21 protein-coding genes are annotated in these 20,358 nt (G+C 43.7%); 9 read left to right on the top strand and 12 right to left on the bottom strand.

Annotated features, from left to right (window positions below):
- The first annotated feature begins 4 nt into the window (after positions 1-4).
- Positions 5-820, top strand: a complete 816-nt coding sequence (locus ACMXYO_RS08085) for an FRG domain-containing protein (RefSeq protein WP_415887985.1) — start codon at positions 5-7, stop codon at positions 818-820.
- A 72-nt stretch (positions 821-892) separates the two neighbouring features.
- Positions 893-1,558 carry a putative 2OG-Fe(II) oxygenase gene (locus ACMXYO_RS08080; protein WP_415887984.1) on the top strand — a complete coding sequence of 222 codons (666 nt, stop codon included), beginning with the start codon at positions 893-895 and terminating at the stop codon, positions 1,556-1,558.
- A gap of 103 nt (positions 1,559-1,661) precedes the next feature.
- Here the strand turns inward: ACMXYO_RS08080 and ACMXYO_RS08075 are convergent, their stop codons facing one another.
- The 5 genes from ACMXYO_RS08075 to pedF all read right to left on the bottom strand — a co-directional run bounded on the left by ACMXYO_RS08075 (position 1,662) and on the right by pedF (position 6,820).
- Positions 1,662-3,413 (bottom strand): PQQ-dependent methanol/ethanol family dehydrogenase, encoded by a 1,752-nt coding sequence (locus ACMXYO_RS08075; protein ID WP_415887983.1) that lies wholly within the window; start codon positions 3,411-3,413, stop codon positions 1,662-1,664.
- Between the two features lie 315 nt (positions 3,414-3,728).
- Positions 3,729-4,649 carry a quinoprotein relay system zinc metallohydrolase 1 gene (locus ACMXYO_RS08070; RefSeq protein ID WP_415887982.1) on the bottom strand — a complete coding sequence of 307 codons (921 nt, stop codon included), beginning with the start codon at positions 4,647-4,649 and terminating at the stop codon, positions 3,729-3,731.
- Between the two features lie 10 nt (positions 4,650-4,659).
- Positions 4,660-5,415, bottom strand: a complete 756-nt coding sequence (locus ACMXYO_RS08065) for a quinoprotein dehydrogenase-associated SoxYZ-like carrier (protein WP_415887981.1) — start codon at positions 5,413-5,415, stop codon at positions 4,660-4,662.
- Between the two features lie 54 nt (positions 5,416-5,469).
- Positions 5,470-6,384 carry a substrate-binding periplasmic protein gene (locus ACMXYO_RS08060; protein ID WP_415887980.1) on the bottom strand — a complete coding sequence of 305 codons (915 nt, stop codon included), beginning with the start codon at positions 6,382-6,384 and terminating at the stop codon, positions 5,470-5,472.
- Positions 6,377-6,820, bottom strand: a complete 444-nt coding sequence (pedF, locus tag ACMXYO_RS08055) for a cytochrome c-550 PedF (protein ID WP_415881362.1) — start codon at positions 6,818-6,820, stop codon at positions 6,377-6,379. Before pedF ends, ACMXYO_RS08060 begins: the two co-directional genes overlap by 8 nt.
- A gap of 457 nt (positions 6,821-7,277) precedes the next feature.
- Between pedF and ACMXYO_RS08050 the strand changes: the two genes are divergently transcribed.
- Together ACMXYO_RS08050 and ACMXYO_RS08045 are read left to right on the top strand one after the other, a co-directional pair.
- A complete protein-coding gene (locus ACMXYO_RS08050; RefSeq protein WP_415887979.1) occupies positions 7,278-9,107 on the top strand; it encodes a PQQ-dependent methanol/ethanol family dehydrogenase in 1,830 nt (609 codons plus the stop codon).
- Positions 9,108-9,174: 67 nt separating this feature from the next.
- Positions 9,175-9,813, top strand: coding sequence for a pentapeptide repeat-containing protein (locus tag ACMXYO_RS08045; RefSeq protein ID WP_415887978.1), 639 nt, complete (start codon positions 9,175-9,177; stop codon positions 9,811-9,813).
- Between the two features lie 66 nt (positions 9,814-9,879).
- Here the strand turns inward: ACMXYO_RS08045 and ACMXYO_RS08040 are convergent, their stop codons facing one another.
- The 4 genes from ACMXYO_RS08040 to ACMXYO_RS08025 form a co-directional block, all read right to left on the bottom strand.
- Positions 9,880-10,524 (bottom strand): response regulator, encoded by a 645-nt coding sequence (locus ACMXYO_RS08040; protein WP_415887977.1) that lies wholly within the window; start codon positions 10,522-10,524, stop codon positions 9,880-9,882.
- Positions 10,521-11,798, bottom strand: coding sequence for a histidine kinase (locus ACMXYO_RS08035; RefSeq protein WP_415887976.1), 1,278 nt, complete (start codon positions 11,796-11,798; stop codon positions 10,521-10,523). The genes ACMXYO_RS08040 and ACMXYO_RS08035 overlap by 4 nt, the downstream gene beginning before the upstream one ends.
- Positions 11,799-11,943: 145 nt before the next feature.
- Positions 11,944-12,579, bottom strand: coding sequence for a response regulator transcription factor (locus ACMXYO_RS08030; protein WP_415887975.1), 636 nt, complete (start codon positions 12,577-12,579; stop codon positions 11,944-11,946).
- A gap of 154 nt (positions 12,580-12,733) precedes the next feature.
- On the bottom strand, positions 12,734-13,171 hold the full coding sequence (locus ACMXYO_RS08025) for a copper-binding protein (protein WP_415887974.1): 438 nt from the start codon (positions 13,169-13,171) through the stop codon (positions 12,734-12,736).
- A gap of 169 nt (positions 13,172-13,340) precedes the next feature.
- Here ACMXYO_RS08025 and ACMXYO_RS08020 point away from each other — a divergent pair, with 169 nt between their 5' ends.
- From ACMXYO_RS08020 to ACMXYO_RS08005, 4 genes are all read left to right on the top strand, one after another.
- Positions 13,341-14,510, top strand: a complete 1,170-nt coding sequence (locus ACMXYO_RS08020; RefSeq protein WP_415887973.1) for an ABC transporter substrate-binding protein — start codon at positions 13,341-13,343, stop codon at positions 14,508-14,510.
- Between the two features lie 11 nt (positions 14,511-14,521).
- Positions 14,522-15,493 carry a YVTN family beta-propeller repeat protein gene (locus ACMXYO_RS08015; protein WP_415887972.1) on the top strand — a complete coding sequence of 324 codons (972 nt, stop codon included), beginning with the start codon at positions 14,522-14,524 and terminating at the stop codon, positions 15,491-15,493.
- A gap of 77 nt (positions 15,494-15,570) precedes the next feature.
- Positions 15,571-16,308 (top strand): ABC transporter ATP-binding protein, encoded by a 738-nt coding sequence (locus ACMXYO_RS08010; protein WP_415887971.1) that lies wholly within the window; start codon positions 15,571-15,573, stop codon positions 16,306-16,308.
- Positions 16,305-17,090: an ABC transporter permease gene (locus tag ACMXYO_RS08005; RefSeq protein ID WP_415887970.1), complete on the top strand. Its 786-nt coding sequence runs from the start codon at positions 16,305-16,307 to the stop codon at positions 17,088-17,090. Before ACMXYO_RS08010 ends, ACMXYO_RS08005 begins: the two co-directional genes overlap by 4 nt.
- 54 nt (positions 17,091-17,144) lie before the next feature.
- On the opposite strand, the gene ACMXYO_RS08000 is transcribed toward ACMXYO_RS08005, so the two are convergent.
- From ACMXYO_RS08000 to ACMXYO_RS07990, 3 genes are read right to left on the bottom strand one after another with little or no spacing between them, the layout of a single operon-like run.
- Complete coding sequence (locus ACMXYO_RS08000; protein ID WP_415887969.1) at positions 17,145-17,792, bottom strand: ABC transporter ATP-binding protein; 648 nt, start codon at positions 17,790-17,792, stop codon at positions 17,145-17,147.
- Positions 17,785-18,558 (bottom strand): ABC transporter permease, encoded by a 774-nt coding sequence (locus ACMXYO_RS07995; protein WP_415887968.1) that lies wholly within the window; start codon positions 18,556-18,558, stop codon positions 17,785-17,787. The genes ACMXYO_RS08000 and ACMXYO_RS07995 overlap by 8 nt, the downstream gene beginning before the upstream one ends.
- Complete coding sequence (locus ACMXYO_RS07990) at positions 18,555-19,517, bottom strand: ABC transporter substrate-binding protein (protein WP_415887967.1); 963 nt, start codon at positions 19,515-19,517, stop codon at positions 18,555-18,557. The genes ACMXYO_RS07995 and ACMXYO_RS07990 overlap by 4 nt, the downstream gene beginning before the upstream one ends.
- A 192-nt stretch (positions 19,518-19,709) precedes the next feature.
- Here ACMXYO_RS07990 and ACMXYO_RS07985 point away from each other — a divergent pair, with 192 nt between their 5' ends.
- Complete coding sequence (locus ACMXYO_RS07985; protein WP_415887966.1) at positions 19,710-20,267, top strand: rhodanese-like domain-containing protein; 558 nt, start codon at positions 19,710-19,712, stop codon at positions 20,265-20,267.
- Positions 20,268-20,358: the final 91 nt, after the last annotated feature.

The following is a 20,358-nucleotide window of genomic DNA, read 5'->3' as shown; positions in this document are numbered from 1 at the left end:
ATCTATGACGAAGCTATACCAAGTATCTACTTGGCAAGAATTTCTTGCTTTAATCGAGTCAGAAGAACTCCGGGGCTGGGCATTTCGTGGACAACGGGATGCGGAATGGAGCCTTGAGAGTTCGCTCACTAGACGACTCAAGCAGTTTGTACCCCAAAGCAAATGGCATGAACGAGAAAGCAGGGCCATTCGTGTATTTAAACGTAAAGCTCACTATTTCCTAAATGATACCAGTGCACTTAAAGATGATTTTCGTTGCTTAGCCCTTATGCAACACCACGGCGCACCAACTCGGCTTTTAGACTTTACCAAGTCACCCTACGTCGCCAGCTATTTCGCTCTACAGTCCTGCACAACGCATGCTGCAGTTTATGCAGTAAATACCCCTGCCCTATGGCACAAAGCAACACCACCGGGCTTACCCGAGCTCACACGAGATGCAATTGACCCTCGTACGACTGACAGCCTTGGCAAATATTACCTTTCAAATAACTACCCGATCGTCTGGCCTGGTGAACCATGGTCGATGGATCGAAGAATCGTTGCCCAAGCAGGTACTTTCATGCTGCCTGGCAGAATCGATGTTTCAGTTGAAGAGCTATTAAATAATTACGAATATGATCAGCCACTTCTCGCTAAGATTGTCCTTAGCCCTGAAATCAGAAAAGAAGCAATGGAAGCGCTTTATCGAATGAATATCAGTAGCGCCACCCTTTTCCCTGATCTAGATGGCTTAGCACGTTCCATCTCATATGAACTTGAGGTTAGCTGGGTAGGCACACCCGATCCTAAAAACGATCAACTGATGCAGGACAAATGAGCGCACTTCTCACATAGCTAAATAACAACCACAAGATTAAAATGATCCGATCTCTTAACTTGGAATCGGATCATGTATTCAGAAAGCCCAGAAATTGAATCCATCAACACTTGGACCTCTCCACTGTTTGTTACGACAAACCCTGATCACGAGTTCTTAAAAGAAGATCTTCTCAATTACATCTACAACTATCAAAAGCTTCACAATCAAACCAAAGCCGTTGCCAGCGAAGTAGCAGTAAGTGCAAAACATAAACTATATGAGAGCAAGCTCTGCTTTCTGGAATCTGATGAACCGGTGATCCTTGAGCTTAGACGCATGCTCGAGGAACTACTGTCTGCCATAGCCACACAGGTAAACACGCCATACTGGCCAGAAGGCGCTGAAGGTGATGCAACCATCATTGAATCCTGGTTCCATGTCACTAAGGATGGCGGTTACCATGACATCCACTCGCACCCTAATTGCTCTTGGTGTGGAATCTATTATTTAGATGTTGGCGAGTGTGAATTGGGTACTCGCAACGGCATCAATCGCTTTTATGATCCTCGCAACAACGCCGATCATTATGGCGATGCTGGGACAGCCTATCTAAGCGAACAGGGCTTCTGGGACTTCCAACCTGTAGAAGGTCAGATTGTAATATTCCCGTCCTACCTAAAGCACTCAGCCCTGCCTTATTTCGGGCAGAAAGACCGCGTCGTGATTGCGTTCAACAGCATTGTTGATTTGATCTAATCACGCTTTATTTCAAGCACAAAAAAAGCCAGCTAAATGCTGACTTTTTTTGCTGGGACAGGCTGAGTGATATCGAAATATCACTCAGTTGTAAGTCAAAAACTTACTTAGGTAGTTTGAATGTCCAAACTGTGCCGCCCTGGTTTAGGTGCTTAACACGTTTAGCTACTTCACCACCCCATAGAGGTACTGCACCACCCCAACCGGATACGATTGATAGGTACTGCTCGCCGTTCTGCTCCCAAGTGATTGGAGAACCTACGATACCAGAACCAGTGTTGAATTCGTATTCAACCTTACCAGTCTTAGCGTTTAGGCCTTTTAGGTAGCCTTCAGGAGTACCAAAGAATACAAGGTTACCTTTAGTCGCTAGAACACCACCCCATAGTGGAGCGTAGTTCTTGTGACGCCATACTTCTTTACCAGTTTTTGGATCCATCGCACGTAGAACACCGATGTACTCGTCGTTCATTGGCTTGATAGTGAAACCAGCACCTAGGTAAGCTGCACCTTTTTTGTATGCAGTTGGCTCATTCCAGATGTCCATCGCCCATTCATTAGAAGGAACGTAGAACAACTCAGTGTCTTGGCTGTATGCCATAGGCATCCAGTTTTTACCACCTAGGAAAGAAGGAATAGCTAGAACAGATGTACCTTTCTTACCATCTTTAGAATCAGCTGGGTTACCTGGACGGTTTGCATCGTCATAAATTGGACGACCAGTCTTAGCGTCTAGGCCTTTAGCCCAAGAGATTTTATCTACGAATGGGAAACCACGGATGAAATCACCGTTCTGACGGTTAAGAACGTACATGAAACCGTTACGGTCAGCAGTCGCTGCCGCTTTTACAGTTTTGCCGTTAGCTTTATAGTCAAAAGAGATCAACTCGTTTACACCATCGTAATCCCAACCATCGTGTGGAGTAGTCTGGAAGTGCCAAGCGATCTTACCAGTATCTGGATCGATAGCTAGACGAGAAGATGAGAATAGGTTGTCACCAGGACGTAGGTGAGAGTTCCATGGTGCTGGGTTACCAGTACCGAAGAATAGAAGGTCAACTTCAGGATCGTAAGTACCGCCTAACCAAGTTGCAGCACCACCAGATTTCCAAAGGTCGCCAGGCCAAGTTTTACCTGCTTCACCACCGGAAATACCGTTTTCCATTTTCTTGCCATCTTTCCAGATGTAACCCATGTGACCTTCAACCGTTGGACGAGTCCAAGCAAGTTCACCAGTCTTAGCATCGTAAGCTTCTACTTTACCAACGATACCGAATTCACCACCAGATACACCAGTGATTACTTTGCCTTTAGCAATTAGAGGAGCTGCAGTGATTGAGTAACCAGCTTTGTAGTCTTCTACTTTCTTCTTCCAAACAACCTTACCAGTCTTAGCGTTTAGAGCTACTAGTTTAGCGTCTAGAGTACCGAAGATTACTAGGTCGTCGTATAGAGCAACACCGCGGTTGATTACGTCACAGCAAGGCATGATGCCATCAGGAAGACGCGCATTGTATTCCCAAAGCTCTTCACCAGTGTTTGCATCAACAGCGAATACACGAGAGTAAGAAGCTGTAACGTACATCACACCATCTTTAACTACAGGCTGTGATTCCTGACCACGCTGTTTCTCACCACCGAAAGAGAACGCCCATACTGGACGCATGTCTTTAACAGTTTTAGTGTTGATTTTTGTCATCGGGCTGTAACGCTGACCACGTGGGCCCATACCATTTGTTACAACATCTTCAACAGTCATCTGGTCGTTAATGATATCTTTATCAGTAACACCAGCCTGTGCTGTGCCTGCCACAGACATCGCTGCAACTAGAGCAGACAGTGCGAATTTTTTCATTGTACGCTTCCTCTACGGATATTTTTTTTTTGGCGTTCAGAAGAGAGTCGGGAAATTTTCCCGAATCATGAAGGCAATTGTTTTGTTTTACAGCAAATACAACAATTAAACAGCGGAAGTACTTTTCTAGTCCCTTGGTAGTAATACCGCTATTTTTGAGTAAATTCAGCAGCTTAACAGCCTATTCAATAGACCATTAGTCAAAGCACAAACAAGAGTATAGACAGGAATTGCCGTTTAACTAGCCAGAGAAAGGAATAAACCTAAGTAAAGAGAATTTAATTTGATTTTTTATATTTACAACAAAGAGCAGACTCAAAAAGCCTGCTCTTCATATTTGGGATAAAGGTGCGCAACAGTTCTGGCAAATTCCCGCTTACTTAATGCAATACCATCAAAATCTTTGGGGATCGGCAGTTTAATCACTTCTGTCATGCTTAATCCATCTTCTGCCGCTTGCTCTAAAACCCGATCCAACCAATCTAGATAGGCAAGCATTTGATCTAATGCTCTAGCGTCTGTAACAACGGGCCCATGACCAGGCACCATAACCTTGTAATCAAGATCCTTTAATTTCAGAATCTCTTTTTTCCACTGATGAATCCCAGGCGTATGAGGAGTGGTTAACGCTCGCTGATAGAAAACCATATCTGAGGCAAACACAACGCCGGTTTTTTCATCCATGACAACCAAATCCGAACCTGTATGACCCGTAAAAGGAAGTAAATGCAATCTATGTGAGCCAAGCTCCATTAACTGAACATCCAGTATTTTGCTTGGCGGGATCGCCTCAGTCGACCGCATCCAATCACCAACTAGTCGATACATATTTTCAGCAAAAGCATTTCCATGAAGCTCAATTCCCTGCTGTGTACCAGGGAGAGAAAGTATCTCTGCATCTGCAAAAGCTTGATTTCCTAAAAAGTGATCCGGATGGTGATGAGTATTAAAAACAACCTTGATAGGTTTATTCGTAACACTTTCTATTGCCGCCTTTAACGCTTTACCATATCTAAGGGATGGCCCAGTATCGATAACAACAACCCCATCTTCTGTTACGATAAAGCCAGTATTGACAATATTGCCGCCATTACTCTTTGAAAAGTCTTCCAACTTCCCCTTCAATAACCAAGTGTTATCAGCAATTTTTTGCGGTTTTAAATCATAAGAAAGCGGCGCCGCTGAAGCTGAATGAATCACTGCAGCAGCAGATAGGGCCAACAACAATCTTTTCATCAATCAACTCCTAGAGCGCATTCTCAAACTCATTACCACCATTATCTCGCATCCAGATACGATGACCTTGAGAACCATCTCTGACATCAAAAGTTAAAACTGGATTTTCACTGACAGGCTGAGACAACTCTAATTTTGCAAGTGGCGCACCTTCAAAGTTACGCACCTCTACATTCTCTATATAGAATTCAGGAATTGAACTAACTAAGCCGGTGTCCATCGGATGAACGACTTTAAGTTTATAGCGCCCCCCCTGCTCTCTGGGGAAAAACTTACTTTTCATTTCACCGAGATGGTCCTGCCAGTAGGTATTGGCAGCAGCGGCGCTTGGCGTGGTACACCCTCCACCTGCAGCGTCAAGATAGCTACCACCTAGATGCCAAACACCAGACTTAGAAAGTACAGCTGCTCTAATAGCAGTACCCTGCTGGACCTTAATGCGCATAGAAAGGTGAGGCACAATTTCTTTGTGGGGATAATAAGTAAAGATGTGCTGAATTGGATTAAGATCAGCAAAAACGACAATCTTATCGATCTTCCCTGCTAACGCTTCAGCATTAACAGTAATAGGAACCTGCGTAGGATCTTCAGCAAATTCAGGCACAGTGACTTTGACATTACTATCAAACACATATTCCTGATCGCCAATAAACTTGGCACGCATATGATCCCATAAAGGCGACTCTAGAGGATCTTGCTGGCCTGAATAACCAGCAATTGGTAAAGCAGCACTTAACAAAAGTGCTGCAACATTTCGCTTCAACATGGCATCCTCTTATTATTATTTGAATGCTATTTTTTCGAGCGTTGCTTTATAAAGCTATTTTACATCCTGGTAAAAAGCAGGCATCTCATAACTGAGACCGTACTTGCTATAAACTTGTTCCATTTCACCGGAACGAACCATAGCTTCGACAACATCACCTACAGCATAGCCAAGCTGTCTATAGGTATGCTTAACAGCCATCCCTATGTCCCATTTCTGCTTACCCATATTTGGATAACCATTCACGCCCAGCTTAAATTTCTTGTCGCCCGACTTACTGACTAACCAATCAACTTCGGCGCGCATTGCCATAACGGCATCTACCTCACCAGACTCCATACCTTTAAACGCTTCACGCGCATTCGTATAGTGGTGAGTCTTATCACGCATTCGCCCACCAAAAGCTGAAGTCAGATAAAACGCCGGTAGACTATCAATTTCCACCCCTACTGGGTGATATTGGAATACCGCCACTGTAGAAACGTTATCTAACTTTTCACTATCGTAAACAACTTTCCAGCTTTCACGCTGATAGGGCCCAAACATAACCACCATTTCATTAATAACGGCGCCTGTCGAATCCTGCATATAGCTGTATTCACGATCGTACGGAACACGCATCATGACATCGGCAATGGTTTTCAGTGCTAATGCATTTTCTTCATCTTTGTCGAGATAATGCCCTTTCCAGACATTATTTCTTAAATCATCTTCAAGGTTTTCATCTGGCGTGATCCAATGCTCACGGAATTCAACGCCTAGCTTTTCAGCAATTTTCTTACCGACTTCGACATCCACACCAACAGCTTTGCCGTTTTCCATATAGGAATATGGTGGGAAATCACGATAAAAACCAACCCTGATATACCCGCTATCAATTACATCGTCGTAATAACGAGCTTGCGCCAGGCTGCTAAGCAGGCTGGCGCAAGTGAAAATTATAGCGTTAGAAGCGCTTAACTTACTCATCCGTAGCGCGAGTTTCTAACCAAGCACGGATAGCCCAAAGAGCTTCTTGGCTTAGGTGTTCAGCCATTTTTGGCATGTAAACACGACCGTCACGTACTGCACCGTTAACAACACGGTAAGCATACCATTCGTCACCATCAACTCCTGGTTCTAGGTAACGTAGATCTGGCGCGATACCACCAGAAATCGCATCTAGACCGTGGCAACGTGCACAGTTTTGAGTGTAAGCAGACTCACCGATTTTAACCGCTAGTTCACGGTTTTCGTAATCTTCAGTGTAAGGGTTAGATTCTTCCCACTCTTCACCTAGAACTTTTAGGCCTGTTACATCGATAGCCTGTGGAGTTACATCACCGTGCGCCATTGTCTGGCCAGAAATAACTGCAGCTAACATACCCGCTGTAGTCATGCTCAAAAGTTTCTTGTTGATAGACATCTTTTTTTCACCACTTTAGTTTTTATACTCTCGCCTTCCCCAGTTAAATGAAATACTGACTGAGGGATATCTGCGTGTTCAGATACCTGACGATCATCTCTACATTAAGCCAAAGCCACCCACTCCAGCTGTTTGCATATATGATATTGCGTGTGCAAAATCAGCAAGAATTGTACTTTGGGTTCCAAAAACTACTCCCTTGGTAGGAATGTCGACCCAGATTGCAACCTAAGTAGCATTTTGTACGCCATCTATCCATACCTGAGCACTAATCCCTCTTTATTAGTACGTGACTTCTCCCTAAGACTCTCGGGATTTTATCCTGCACAAACAGGACTTAACCCCTGATTAACAGGGAATCCTGCCGTTGTCGCATATCTACCCTTAAGACGAGAATGGTTATCAGCGAATTTCAATCGCAAGTTATAACTTTCCTATAACACTAGGGTTTATAAAAATGACAAAAAAAATAAACATGACAGGCTTAAAGCCGCTTTGCGCTGCAATCGGTCTTAGCTTAGTAGCGGGCGCCGCTACTGCTAAACCAGTTACTTGGGACGACATCAAAAATGATGCGAACACTCCAGAAGACGTTCTAGGTTACGGTATCGGACCTAAAGCACAGCGCTGGAGCGACATGACAGAGATTAACGATAAAAACGTTAAGAAATTGACTCCTGCATGGTCTTTCTCCTTTGGTGATGAAAAACAACGCGGTCAAGAAACTCAAGCACTAGTACATGACGGCATCATCTATGTAACTGGTTCTTACTCTCGCATGTTTGCACTAGATGCTAAAACGGGTAAGAAAATTTGGTCTTACTCTTACCGCCTACCAGACGACATCCGCCCTTGCTGTGACGTAGTTAACCGTGGTGCAGCTATTTTCGGAGATCTTGTTTACTTCGGCACTCTTGATGCAGCTATCGTAGCTCTAGATAAAAAAACTGGTAAGCGCGTTTGGAAGAAGAAATTTGCTGATCACACTGAAGGCTACACTATGACTGGTGCACCTACGATCATCAAAGATCAGAAAACGGGTAAAGCAATGCTTATCCACGGCTCTTCTGGTGATGAGTTTGGTGTAGTAGGCAAACTATTCGCTCGTGACCCTAAGACGGGTGAAGAGATCTGGATGCGCCCATTCGTAGAAGGTCACTACGGTCGCCTAGACGGCAAGAAGAGCAGACCTACAGGTGATCCAAAAGCTCCATCTTGGCCTGATGATCCAAACTCACCAACAGGTAAAGTTGAAGCATGGAGCCACGGTGGTGGTGCACCTTGGCAGTCCGCTAGCTTCGACGTTGAAACAAACACTATCATCGTAGGTGCTGGTAACCCTGCACCATGGAATGGTTGGGCTCGTACTTCTCCAGGCGGCAATCCAGCTGACTACGACAGCCTATACACTTCCGGTCAGGTTGCAGTAGATCCATCTACGGGCGAAGTGAAGTGGTTCTACCAGCACACTCCAAACGATGCTTGGGATTTCTCTGGTAACAACGAACTTATTCTGTTCGAATACAAGGACAAAGGCAAGACAATCAAAGCGACAGCTCACGCTGACCGTAACGGTTTCTTCTACGTTGTTGACCGTCAGAACGGTGACTTCATCCGCGGCTTCCCATTCGTAGACAACGTTACTTGGGCAACTCATATCGATCCTAAGACTGGTCGCCCAGTTGAGGTTGAAGGCCAACGCCCACCACCACCAGAGCCAGGCAAGAAAAAGGGTAAATCCATCGAAGTTTCTCCTCCTTTCCTAGGCGGCAAAAACTGGAACCCTATGGCTTACAGCCAAGACACAGGCCTATTCTACCTTGGCGCCAACCACTGGAAAGAAGACTACTGGACTGAAGAAGTTCACTACAAGCGCGGTGCTGCTTACCTAGGCCAAGGCTTCCGTATCAGAAAAATGTACGACGACCACGTAGGTGTTCTTCGTGCAGTAGACCCTAAGACTGGTAAGATCGTATGGTCTCACAAAGAGAAACTTCCTCTATGGTCTGGCGTTCTCGCTACCAAAGGCAACCTAATTTTCACAGGTACTGGTGATGGTTACTTCAAAGCATTCGACGCTAAGACTGGCGAAGAACTTTGGAAATTCCAGACTGGCTCCGGCATCGTATCCTCCCCTATCACTTGGGAAGAAGATGGCGAACAGTACATCGGCCTAGCTAGCGGTTACGGTGGCGCGGTACCTCTATGGGGTGGCGACATGGCTGACCTAACTAAGCCTGTATCACAGGGTGGTTCTTTCTGGGTATTCAAACTCCCTAAGAACTAATAGTTACTACTTGATGTAACCCAAGCCCGCGAGCTCCCCAATGCTTGCGGGCTTTTAGGATAGAGATATGAAAAAAACAATATTATTTACGCTCCTACTGTCCAGCCAACTTGCTACTGCAGATGACCTAGTGATTAATGGCTGCACCATTGCCCCAGATACTAAATGTCCAGGCGTTAATTTGTCGGGTGCCGATCTAAGTAATGCAGATCTGTCTAGAGCTGATCTAACTGGCGCAAACCTAAGCAGTACTATCCTTCGTCACGCAGTTCTTAAAAACACCAAGATGGAAAAAGCAGATCTATCCAATGCAGATCTTGCTCGCGCGGATATGAGACACGCAACAGTTCGAGGCTCAAACCTAAGCCATGCCAATCTTGAAGCTATCAACGGTTGGGCATTGTTCGCGCAGGGCGCAAATTTTTATCGCGCAAATTTACATGGCGCAAATTTAAATTTCTCTCGTCTTAGCAGCGCTAAATTCGTAGAAGCCAACCTTCAGGCTGCAAATCTAGAAATCGCCTGGATGACAAAAGCTATTTTGACAGGCGCCAACCTTAAAAACGCCAATCTACAGGAAGCTAAGCTAAATGCCGCGTCTTTAGAAAATGCTGACTTCACAGGTGTTAGGAAGCACTACGCTACATTCCAAGCAACCTATATGGACGGCTGCAAAGGCTGCCCATTTGGTTGGTCTAAGAATTAAATCCAAACAACAAAAAAAGGCGCATCGAACTTTGTTCCATGCGCCTTTTTTATAACCAAACTAATGCTAGCTCACATTAGTTCCAACTTTCACTAGACCGGTCTCTATAGCCAGATGCACTAATTCTGCCGTTGAACCTATATTCAACTTACTTTTTAGTATTGCGGTATAGTTAGAAACCGTCTTACTACTAATACAAAGCTGCTCAGAAATCTCTTTGACATTATTGCCTTGAGCCAACATGACAAAGATCTCGAACTCACGCTGAGTCATCTCCTTGAGGCGCTTATCCTTTTGCTCAGGTCGAGACACCGCCAAACGCATAGCTAACTCATGCTCAACATAAAGCTGCCCGCCAGCAACCTTAGTCACCGCCTCAATCAAAACCTCAGGCGTACAGCTTTTAGTAATATAGCCTTTAGCTCCCGCATCCAAAGCCTGAGTTACTACAGGTATCTCATCATACATACTGAAGAAAAGTATTTTGATATCAGGACAGCGCTGTAAGATTCGACGAGTTGCCTCAATACCACTGATACCATTCATGTTTACATCCATGATGACAACATCAGGAGTTTCAGACTGACACATACTATATACCTGATCACCACTCCCAGCTTCAAGCACTTCACATGGAGCAAGCATTGTCGATAAAAGGCTTGCATAACCCTGACGCACTACAGCATGATCATCCGCTATTATTATTTTCATACCAATTCCTGTACTAAAGGGATTTGCAGAACAACTTCACTCCCTTTTTTATCTAACTTATTAATCTTTAGCTCACCTGACACACAACGAGCTCGCTCTTGCATTGATCGAACCCCCAATCCTTGAGACCCAGAATCAACATACCCAACACCATCATCCATCACCCGCAGAACAAGGGCTTCGCCATCAAAAACAACCCTAACTAAAACATGCTCAGCCTGAGCATGCTGAGCCACATTATTTAAAGACTCCTGAAGTATTCGATAGATATGCGTATTAGTTTCATCATCTAACGAAGGAATAAAATCTGGTAAATCTAACGACACTTTCACTTGGTGAGATTGACGCCAAGTATCGACCTGCGTACGTATAGCATCTAACAAACCCAACTGCTCCAATATAACCGGATGCAGCTCTCTGATCAGCTGCCTGAAACTAGTCTGCATCGCATCACAATTGATCGATATTTGATTACCCACCGAAGCAACCAAATCGGTATTAGACGAGTTTTCTTTTACCAAATAGGCTTGGGCTTTAATACCCGTGAGATACTGCCCAAGATCATCATGAAGCTCCCTGGCAAGATGAGCACGTTCAGTTTCCTGCAAACGCATTAATTCATGGGTCAGCTTTAAGTTATCACTCTGAGCCTCCTGAAGGGAGTGAGCCATAGAATTAAAATGACCAGCTAACTGATTGATTTCTTTAATAGAATACTCTTCAAGTCGAGCAGCATAACGGCCCTTTTCAATTTCATTCAAAGCTGCAAGAAAATCTGATACAGGCTTAATCCCCTGACGGACACCAACATAGATTGCTAAATTTGAAAGTAATGCACTCAGCACAAATAGGACAAATACGTGCTGTACAGATTCCCAAACTTCCTCAACCTCATCGGTAGGATCTGCTTGCAGCTTTAGCGCTCTACCGTCAGGTAGGTATCGGTAATATTCTTTTTCAGTGAGCCGATCAAGTCCTGGTATTAAATCCATAAACCAAGCAGGAACTTCATCATCTGCACCTACCTCCCCATCACTTAAGGAATCATCAACAAGGATGATCTTTACGTGGCGAGTCTCTCCTTCGAGCATACTTTCAAGTAAATCACTGTCAGTGACCGCAACACTGAGTAACTGATGAGTAAAGCTAAGCCCAGCAGTAACTTCTCGAGCAATATCTTTGGTAGCTTGCTGAAGCGTTTCATAAATCGTGATCGATAGCGCTACAGCAAACACTGCTGAAACTAGTAAATTTAAGCGCAGGACTGCATTCATATGTACACCTATACTGATATCTCTAACAAAATTAGAGAACCTTCTAAGTATGCTAATGAGTCCCTATTGGTAAGAATCCCTCCAAGGACCGAAACAAAGTACTACTTAAGTACTCATTTCAACCCATAAGGGGGAACAAAATGAATTATGGGGCGAACTTAATTACACCAGCATCAACTGCTAAATGAACAAGCTCCGCTGTAGATGCAATCTTCAATTTACTCTTAATCGTAGTAACGTAATTTGAGACTGTTTTAACATTAATTCCGAGTGTATCTGCGATTGTTCGATTGCTCTGACCGCGAGCAAGCATTACAAAGACCTCGAACTCTCTCTGCGTCAAATCCCGGAGACGGCCTTCTGTAACATCTTGGTTATTTAGAGCAAGTTTCATAATCAAGTCATACTCAATAAAAACCTCACCCTCTCTTATCTTTTCTACAGCTTCGATAAGCGTTTTAGGGGAGCCTGACTTGGTTATATAGCCCATTGCACCAGCATCCAACGCCTGCTTCACCATCAAAGCTTCGTCGTACATGCTAAAAAATAGGATTTTAGCATCACGGTCTTTATCTAAGATTCGGGTGGCTGCTTCTATGCCACTAATACCAGGCAGATTGATATCCATAATCACTAGATCTGGCTTTTCAGCAAAGTACAAAGCCTCTGATTCTTCACCACTAGCCGCCTCAATAATTTCACAAGGCTGAATAACGGTTGGTAAAACACTAGCGTACCCCTGACGTACAACAGAATGATCATCAGTAATTAGGATTTTCATCGATACTCCAAGATATAAACTTGCAGGACAATCTTACCACCTAAAGTAGTAATTGTTTACATCTTAGCAACGATCATAGGAAAGAATAGAGATTAAGAGAGGAAAAGCCTGTGCATTGTATTACTAACAACACTCAGGCTTAAATAAGGATTGGTTATTTAACGTTAAATACGCCTTCCATTCCTTTGTGTTCTAGACCTTCAGCGAAGAATTCGAATTTACCTGGTTTAATTGGCACGAAGTAGATTTCAGCTTCGCCTTCCTGTTCAAATTCCAACTCTTTAAGCGTAGCCGCTTTAATCTCCATATCCCCCGCCTCAACTTTACGCAAGAAGATTGAATTAAAAAGACCTGGAGCTTTCAACGCGTATTCAGTTTGACCGCTAGAGATAATCTTTAATTTATATGACTTACCTGTTTCAAGGTTATATTCCTTCTCAGACAGGTGGTAGCGGTTATCTTCGGTTCCTAGAACAAGATCAGGAAGCTTTGCAGGTCTGCGCGTTAAATCACCTTCAGCGACAGCCGCCGTACTCGTAATAGCTACTACTGAAGCAAGGCCACAAGCAGCAAGATTCTTGATTAAGTTCATAATTCACCCTTGGTTTAAATTACTTATTATTTATGCACTTAATGCTAAAGGCCGAACCGGGTAAAAGAATCCTACTTCAGTATTAATTGTTTTCTACTTTCTACATATTCCGAGTTCACGAAATCCCACTTATGCTGGGCATAAATCATAATAACGATAACTTTATCTTATGCACTTAAAACAACTAACACCCAGCATGACGGTACTTGCCACATTTTTCGCCGTCGCAACACATGCCCAGGCAAATCTAGAAGTTAACATAGGATATCTTCAGCAGCAGATGGATAATGGCCCGGTTTTATCAAACATTATTCCCGACCCTGAAGATTCCGGCCTCAAAGGCGCAGAGCTAGGCATCAACGACAACAACACAACTGGCCGCTTCCTAAAGCATAAGTATTCTTTACAACACTTCGATTCAGAAAACCCAGAAGAACTTATCAGCAAAGCATCTGATTTCTATGCTGAAGGCGTTCGGTTTTTTGTTATCAACGCCCAAAACCAGACCCTCAAAGCTATCGACAAAGCGCTTCCTGATGACGCGGTAGTATTTAACTCCGGATCACCTTCTGATCAACTCAGAAGTAAAGAGTGCGATAACTCATTACTTCATACCCTACCTAGCCGAGCAATGCTGACAGATGCACTTGCGCAATGGCTGAAAGCGAAGCGCTTAAATAAAGTACTCGTTATTTCAGGGCAAAAAGATGAAGACAAGGCGTATACCCAAGCATTCAAACGTGCCGCTAAGCGCTTTGGCTTAAAGATTGTTGCCGAAAAGCAGTGGGATTACGATACCGATTTACGTCGTACCGCTCAGAGTGAAATGCCACTGTTCACACAAACTAAAGAGTACGACGTGGTCTTTGTAGCAGATGAGCGTGGCGATTTTGGCGAATACGTTTTGTATAACACTTGGCTTCCAAGACCTGTAGTTGGTACACAAGGCCTTAGCCCTGTGACATGGCATCGCGTTGTAGAACAATGGGGCGCAGCCCAACTACAAAGTCGTTTTGACAAGCTAGCTAATCGCTGGATGACCGATGAAGATTATGCTTCCTGGACTGCCGTACGAAGCGTAGGTGAAGCAGTAACTCGGACAAACTCAGCCGATCCTAAAGTCGCTTACGAATATATTCGCTCCGAGAAATTCGAACTAGCAGGCTTTAAAGGCAGAAAACTTAACTATAGAGAGTGGAATGGTCAACTTAGACAACCAATTCCTCTTGTCCATCCGCGCTCTCTTGTATCACAATCCCCACAGGATGGATTCCTTCACCCTGTAAACGAACTTGATACTTTGGGCTTTGATAAAGCCGAAGTTAAATGCAGCAACTAATTGGAGTAGTCATGAATTTTAAAAAGTTATTAAAACCCCTTGCTGCAGGTATGCTGATTGCCTCGCCTCTACTACACGCAGAACTTGCCTATGTATCGAACGAAAAAGATGACACCATCTCTATCATCGACCTAAAAAGCTTGGAAGTTGTTGAAACACTAAATGTAGGCGAGCGCCCTCGCGGTATTTTATTCTCAAAGGACTACACAAAACTTTATATCTGCGCATCTGATTCTGATACCGTGCAGATTATGGACCTTGCAACCAAACAGATTATTGGCGAGCTCCCTTCAGGTGAAGACCCAGAGCAATTTGCACTTCACCCTAACGACCGCCACCTATACATCTCTAACGAAGATGACGCCTTAGTAACAATTGTTGATACACAAACTAGCGAAGTACTGGCTCAAATCGATGTTGGCGTAGAACCTGAAGGCATGGCTGTTAGCCCGGATGGTAAAATTGCCGTTAATACCAGTGAAACAACTAACATGGTTCACTGGATTGATACCACCACTTACGAGCTTATTGACAATACACTTGTTGATCAGCGTCCACGCCATGTTGAATTCAGTACAGACAGCAAGATTCTATGGGCAAGTTCCGAGATTGGCGGTACTGTTTCTGTTATCGATGTAGAAACACGCAAAATCTTTAAAAAGCTTACATTTGAAATTAAAGGCGTTCATCCTGACCGAGTTCAGCCTGTAGGTATCCGCTTATCGGATGATGGTAAATATGCTTTTGTAGCACTTGGCCCAGCTAACCACGTTGCAGTAGTTAACGCTAAAACTTATGAAGTCGAAGACTACATCTTAGTAGGTCGTCGTGTATGGCACATGGATTTCAATGCAGATCAAACCAAGCTTCTAACAACCAACGGTATTAGCGGCGACGTATCGGTTATTGATATTAGCAAAATGAAAGCTGTAAAAAGCATTAAAGTAGGCCGCTACCCATGGGGAGTAAAAGTTAAGCCATAGAAGCTTACCTACCCTTTGAAACATATAAGGCCCACTCTTGTGGGCCAATTTTGTTTATACAGCAAAGAGATTCAGCAATGAGCATCTATGTAGAATCCGTAAGTTTCAGCTACGGCCCTAGACAGGCGCTAAAGAATATTAGCTTTTCACTAGAGCCAGGTGAATTCCATGGTCTTTTAGGACCTAATGGTGCAGGCAAATCAACACTGTTTGCCTTAATTACTCGCTTAAATGCTATGCAATCTGGCGATATTCGCATCAACGAACTTAGCATCAAGAAGCAACCTTCTAGCCTAATGAAAAAGCTAGGCGTTGTTTTTCAGCAAAGCACCCTAGATTTAGACCTTACCGTTCAGCAAAACCTTTTATACCACGCTGCATTGCATGGCATATCAAAATCCCAAGCAGGCGATAGAATCAAGCTAGAACTAGAACGCATGGAGATGTCCGATCGGGTCAATGACAAGGTAAGAAGCCTCAACGGCGGACACAGACGTAGGGTGGAGATTGCTCGAGCACTGCTTCATCAACCGGAAATACTATTACTCGATGAACCAACGGTTGGCCTTGACCCGCAAACCCGTAGAGCACTTAACACCCATGTCCGCAACCTTTGCACGGACGAAAAATTGACTGTGCTCTGGGCTACCCATTTAATGGAAGAGATTAAGGAGCAAGACCACATCGTCTTGCTCAACAATGGCCAGATCATGATCAATGACAAAGCATCTGAGATGTTGAATCAATCAGGCTTAGACAATTTCACTGACGCTTTCCACCAGTTAACTGAAAAGCCTGCTAAGGAGGCTCTATGAGCTTTGCCAGTTATTGGAACTGTTTTTATGGCATTCTAGTTCGTGAATTTCTGCGATTCGTACAACAGCGCTCTAGATTCCTCAGCTCGTTAGTTAGACCACTACTTTGGCTAGTGGTATTTGCTGCTGGCTTCAGAGCGGCATTAGGTATCTCGATAATCCAACCATACGATACCTATATCACCTATGAGACTTACATCGCACCCGGCTTGTGCTGCATGATATTGCTGTTTAACGGCATGCAGAGCAGCTTATCCATGGTTTATGACCGCGAAATGGGGAGTATGCGAGTACTGTTAATGAGCCCCCTTCCACGCCCATACTTACTGCTGTGTAAAATGGTTGCGACTGCCTTGATCTCGCTTACGCAAGTTTATGCTTTCTTATTAGTAGCATTACTGGTTGAGGTAGAGCCGCCGTTAATGGGCTACCTAACAGTTTTACCAGCATTACTGCTAGTTGCACTTTTACTAAGCTCTCTTGGATTATTCCTTTCGACTAAGATCAAACAGCTTGAGAATTTTGCGGGGGTAATGAACTTCGTTATCTTCCCGATGTTCTTCCTTTCTTCTGCACTCTATCCGCTTTGGAAGATGCAGGAATCAAGTGAATGGCTCTATTGGATCTGCATGGCAAATCCGTTTACCCATGCAGTTGAACTAGTCCGCTATGCACTTTACATGCAACTAAACCTTGAAGCACTAGGCATTACAGCATTTGCTACAGCGTTTTTTACTGCTTTTGCGGTTACTGGATTTAAACCTCAGAAAGCCGGTCGCTAGAATAAGCCGAACAGTTTAAAGCAAAAAGCCTCTCTTCTATGAAGAGAGGCTTTTTTATGCCTTCAACGCTGATTCGAGTTCTGCTCGATTTAACTCACTCGTACTTTTATGAAGATAAACCGTGGCAGGACGCCCCTTTAACACAACCACCTCATCAGCCAAAGCTAACGCTTCATCCAGATCATGCGTTACATAGATCATACAACGCTTTGGATTTTCGCAAACCAAATGGGAGATCAATTCCCTCATTTCCTCTCCCGTACTCATATCTAACGAGGTTAACGGCTCGTCCATCAACACCATTTCGGGATCAAGCAATAAGCAACGCGCTAAAGACACGCGCCTCGCCATACCTAATGATATCTGTGAAGGATAGTGATCGCCAAATCCAGATAATTTTACGGCCTGAAGCATCGCTTCGACCTTTTCAGAATTAGGCTCAATTAGGACTAAATTCTGATTAATCGTTCTCCAAGGAAGCAACCTTGGCTCTTGAAATAGATAACCTATATCTATGCTTTCTTTATTCCAGCAATGAATCGCATTTTCAGCCAAGCCGGCTAGCTTGTTTAGTAATGTAGTTTTACCACAGCCGGAAGCGCCTAAAATGGCAATAGTTGAGCCTGCCTTTAATTCAAGCTCTATAGGTTGAAGAATGGTTTCGTCGCCATAGGAAATCTTATCAGATGCAAATTTATACACGTTCTGAACCTCGCTGCCAGCGCTGAGCATACCGATCTAAAGGCTGCAAAATACACCACTCAATCATTTGAACAATAAAGATAAAGGCAAAACTGTAAGCAAGGATTGTTGCTACATCAAAAAGCTGAAAGGCCATATGAAGTTGAAAGCCGACCCCATCAGAGCGCCCCAACAATTCTACGACTAAAACGATCTTCCATATCAATGCCAAACCACTACGCGTCGCGACCATGATGTAAGGAAACAGTTGAGGCCACCATAACTCTGTAAGCTTTTGCTTGAAAGAGAAATGATAGGCTCTGGCCATCTCCTCCAGCTGCTCATCAAACATGCGCCCACCTTCACGTAAGGTTACAGCGACATTGGGTAATTTATTGATGATTACCGCACCGACTGCTGCTGCCTCAACCAAACCGAACCAGATATAAAGCAAGATAATTACAACTAGCGCTGGGACATTCAGAAGAATAATTAATAGAGGGTCTAATATTCTGTTTACTGTGGAAAATTTCCCCATCAGAACACCGAGTAGACCGCCAAGTAACATGGCGCAGAAGAAACTAATCGCAACTCGCTGCAAAGTAATCAGCAAACTATCCAACAGCCTTTGCTCGGACCACTCAACTTGCAAGGCGCTAAACACCTCACCAGGTGTAGGAAGCAATACGTTATTAACGAACGCCGCACAGCCCCACCATACAGCCAAGAGAACAAATATAGCTAACAGCTGGTCACTCAAACGACTTATATTACCCGCTGAACTCATAGACCTGCCTTATAAAACATATCTTCGTTCAGCTCAGCACCTTTAAGCGATGGTTTGAATTGAGTAATCAACTTATAGAATACCTTCGCATCATCGATCTGATCAGCTGTTATAGGACTAGGGATGCCATTGCGATACCCAGTAATAAGTGCATTAAAAACCTGGTCATTCTCAGCCCTCATTAGTTTACGAAGACCTAGCCAATGATCATCCTCATTCAGCAATTGGTTCTTAGCTGCCATTACTGCATCTACAAAGCTATTTATCAACTCAGGATTGCTATCCACTTGATCTTGCTTTACTAGATAGCCAAGCATAGGCAACTGACTAGTCATACCCAATTCTGCCATCATATCTTGCAGACTTGTGACAGTTTTATAGCCTTCAGTCTCAAGCCTCGCCCCGTAATGCCAAAACGTGACTAACAGATCTAGACGACCACTTTTTAGTGACTGACTTAATAAAGGTGGCGAGCCAAACTGAACCTGTGCATCCGCCTCGAGATTAAGCCCATGTTTTTGTGCTGCTGCCCTGAGTAAAATCCAACCCTTATTCAAAGGCCCACCAGCAACACCTATTCTTTTACCTTTAAGCTCCGAAAGATCAGACAACTGACTAGATGCAGGCTTCATAACCATCCCAACCTGCTTAGAGAACGGAATAAATCTAAAAGATTCGCCCTTACTGTTTCTCTCCGCTGCCCATAACCAATCAGTAACAATCACATCAGAATTTCCGCTAGTCAGCGCAACTTTTGCAGCGGACATACTCGCCACTTTAATGATTTTAAGATCGAAATTATTAAGCTTATCTAATTTTTGATTCTTTAAGTGCTGCAACTCCCAATTAACGGTGCCTGAAGCTAAAACAGCCACTTTAATTTGAGGCTTCTCTGCACCACTCCATACAAAAGACGGAATTAAAACCAATAAAAACAACATATTACGAACAAAAAACATAAAACTCCCATATACAACAAATTAGCGGGACAATAGAGAAACTTAAAATAAGCCTCTATGCTGTGAGCAAACATAGTACTTTCGTACCTGTTTTTTTGCTCGATGGTAGAATTTAGACCCACACTTTCGCAGGGTGTAATAGGCATGTAGAGAAATAGTAAGGAAAGCACCATCTGGCACCTTAAAATCGCAATGTATTTATGCGCTCTATTACTCATAAATACTGGCTTTGCAGACGACAAAAGCGATTATGCTGATACAACAGATTTTGAGCTGTTTTCAGCAGAAGGTTACCGATTGTTTCATTATCGCAGCCCTACACCATTAAAAAGCCTACACGGGAAAACACTTTCAACAGAAGATGTAATCCACCTACTAGAAACGGGAAATAAGCCCATTTTAGTAGATGTGCAACCCATCCCTTGGAATCGAGTTTTCATTCAAAAGGAACCCAGACTCCATATACCTGGTAGTGTATGGCTTCCTAACGTAGGCTTAGGCGAATTAGATGACGACTGGTCAGAATATTTCCAATCGAATCTAGAGCGCTTAACAACCGGCGACAAAAGCCTCCCAGTAATTATATACTGTCGGGCCGATTGCTGGATGTCATGGAATGCTCTGAAACGAGCTTCTGAATTGGGTTACACTAATCTGCTGTGGTATAGAAATGGCTCTGATGGCTGGATTGAACACGATTTAGAAACCAGTATTGCCAGCCCTGAACCCTTTACACTAAAGAAACATTAATTTTTACCAAGCATTAAAGTCTTACACGGAGTAAGATAGAGACAAGCTCAGGATGAGAATATAAGCTCATAATAAATATAATGAAATTGGA

The sequence above is a fragment of the Neptuniibacter sp. QD37_6 genome, assembly GCF_047778085.1.
In the GTDB taxonomy this organism is placed as follows: Bacteria; Pseudomonadota; Gammaproteobacteria; order Pseudomonadales; family Balneatricaceae; genus Neptuniibacter.
This window is presented reverse-complemented; position numbering and strand designations above follow the sequence as displayed.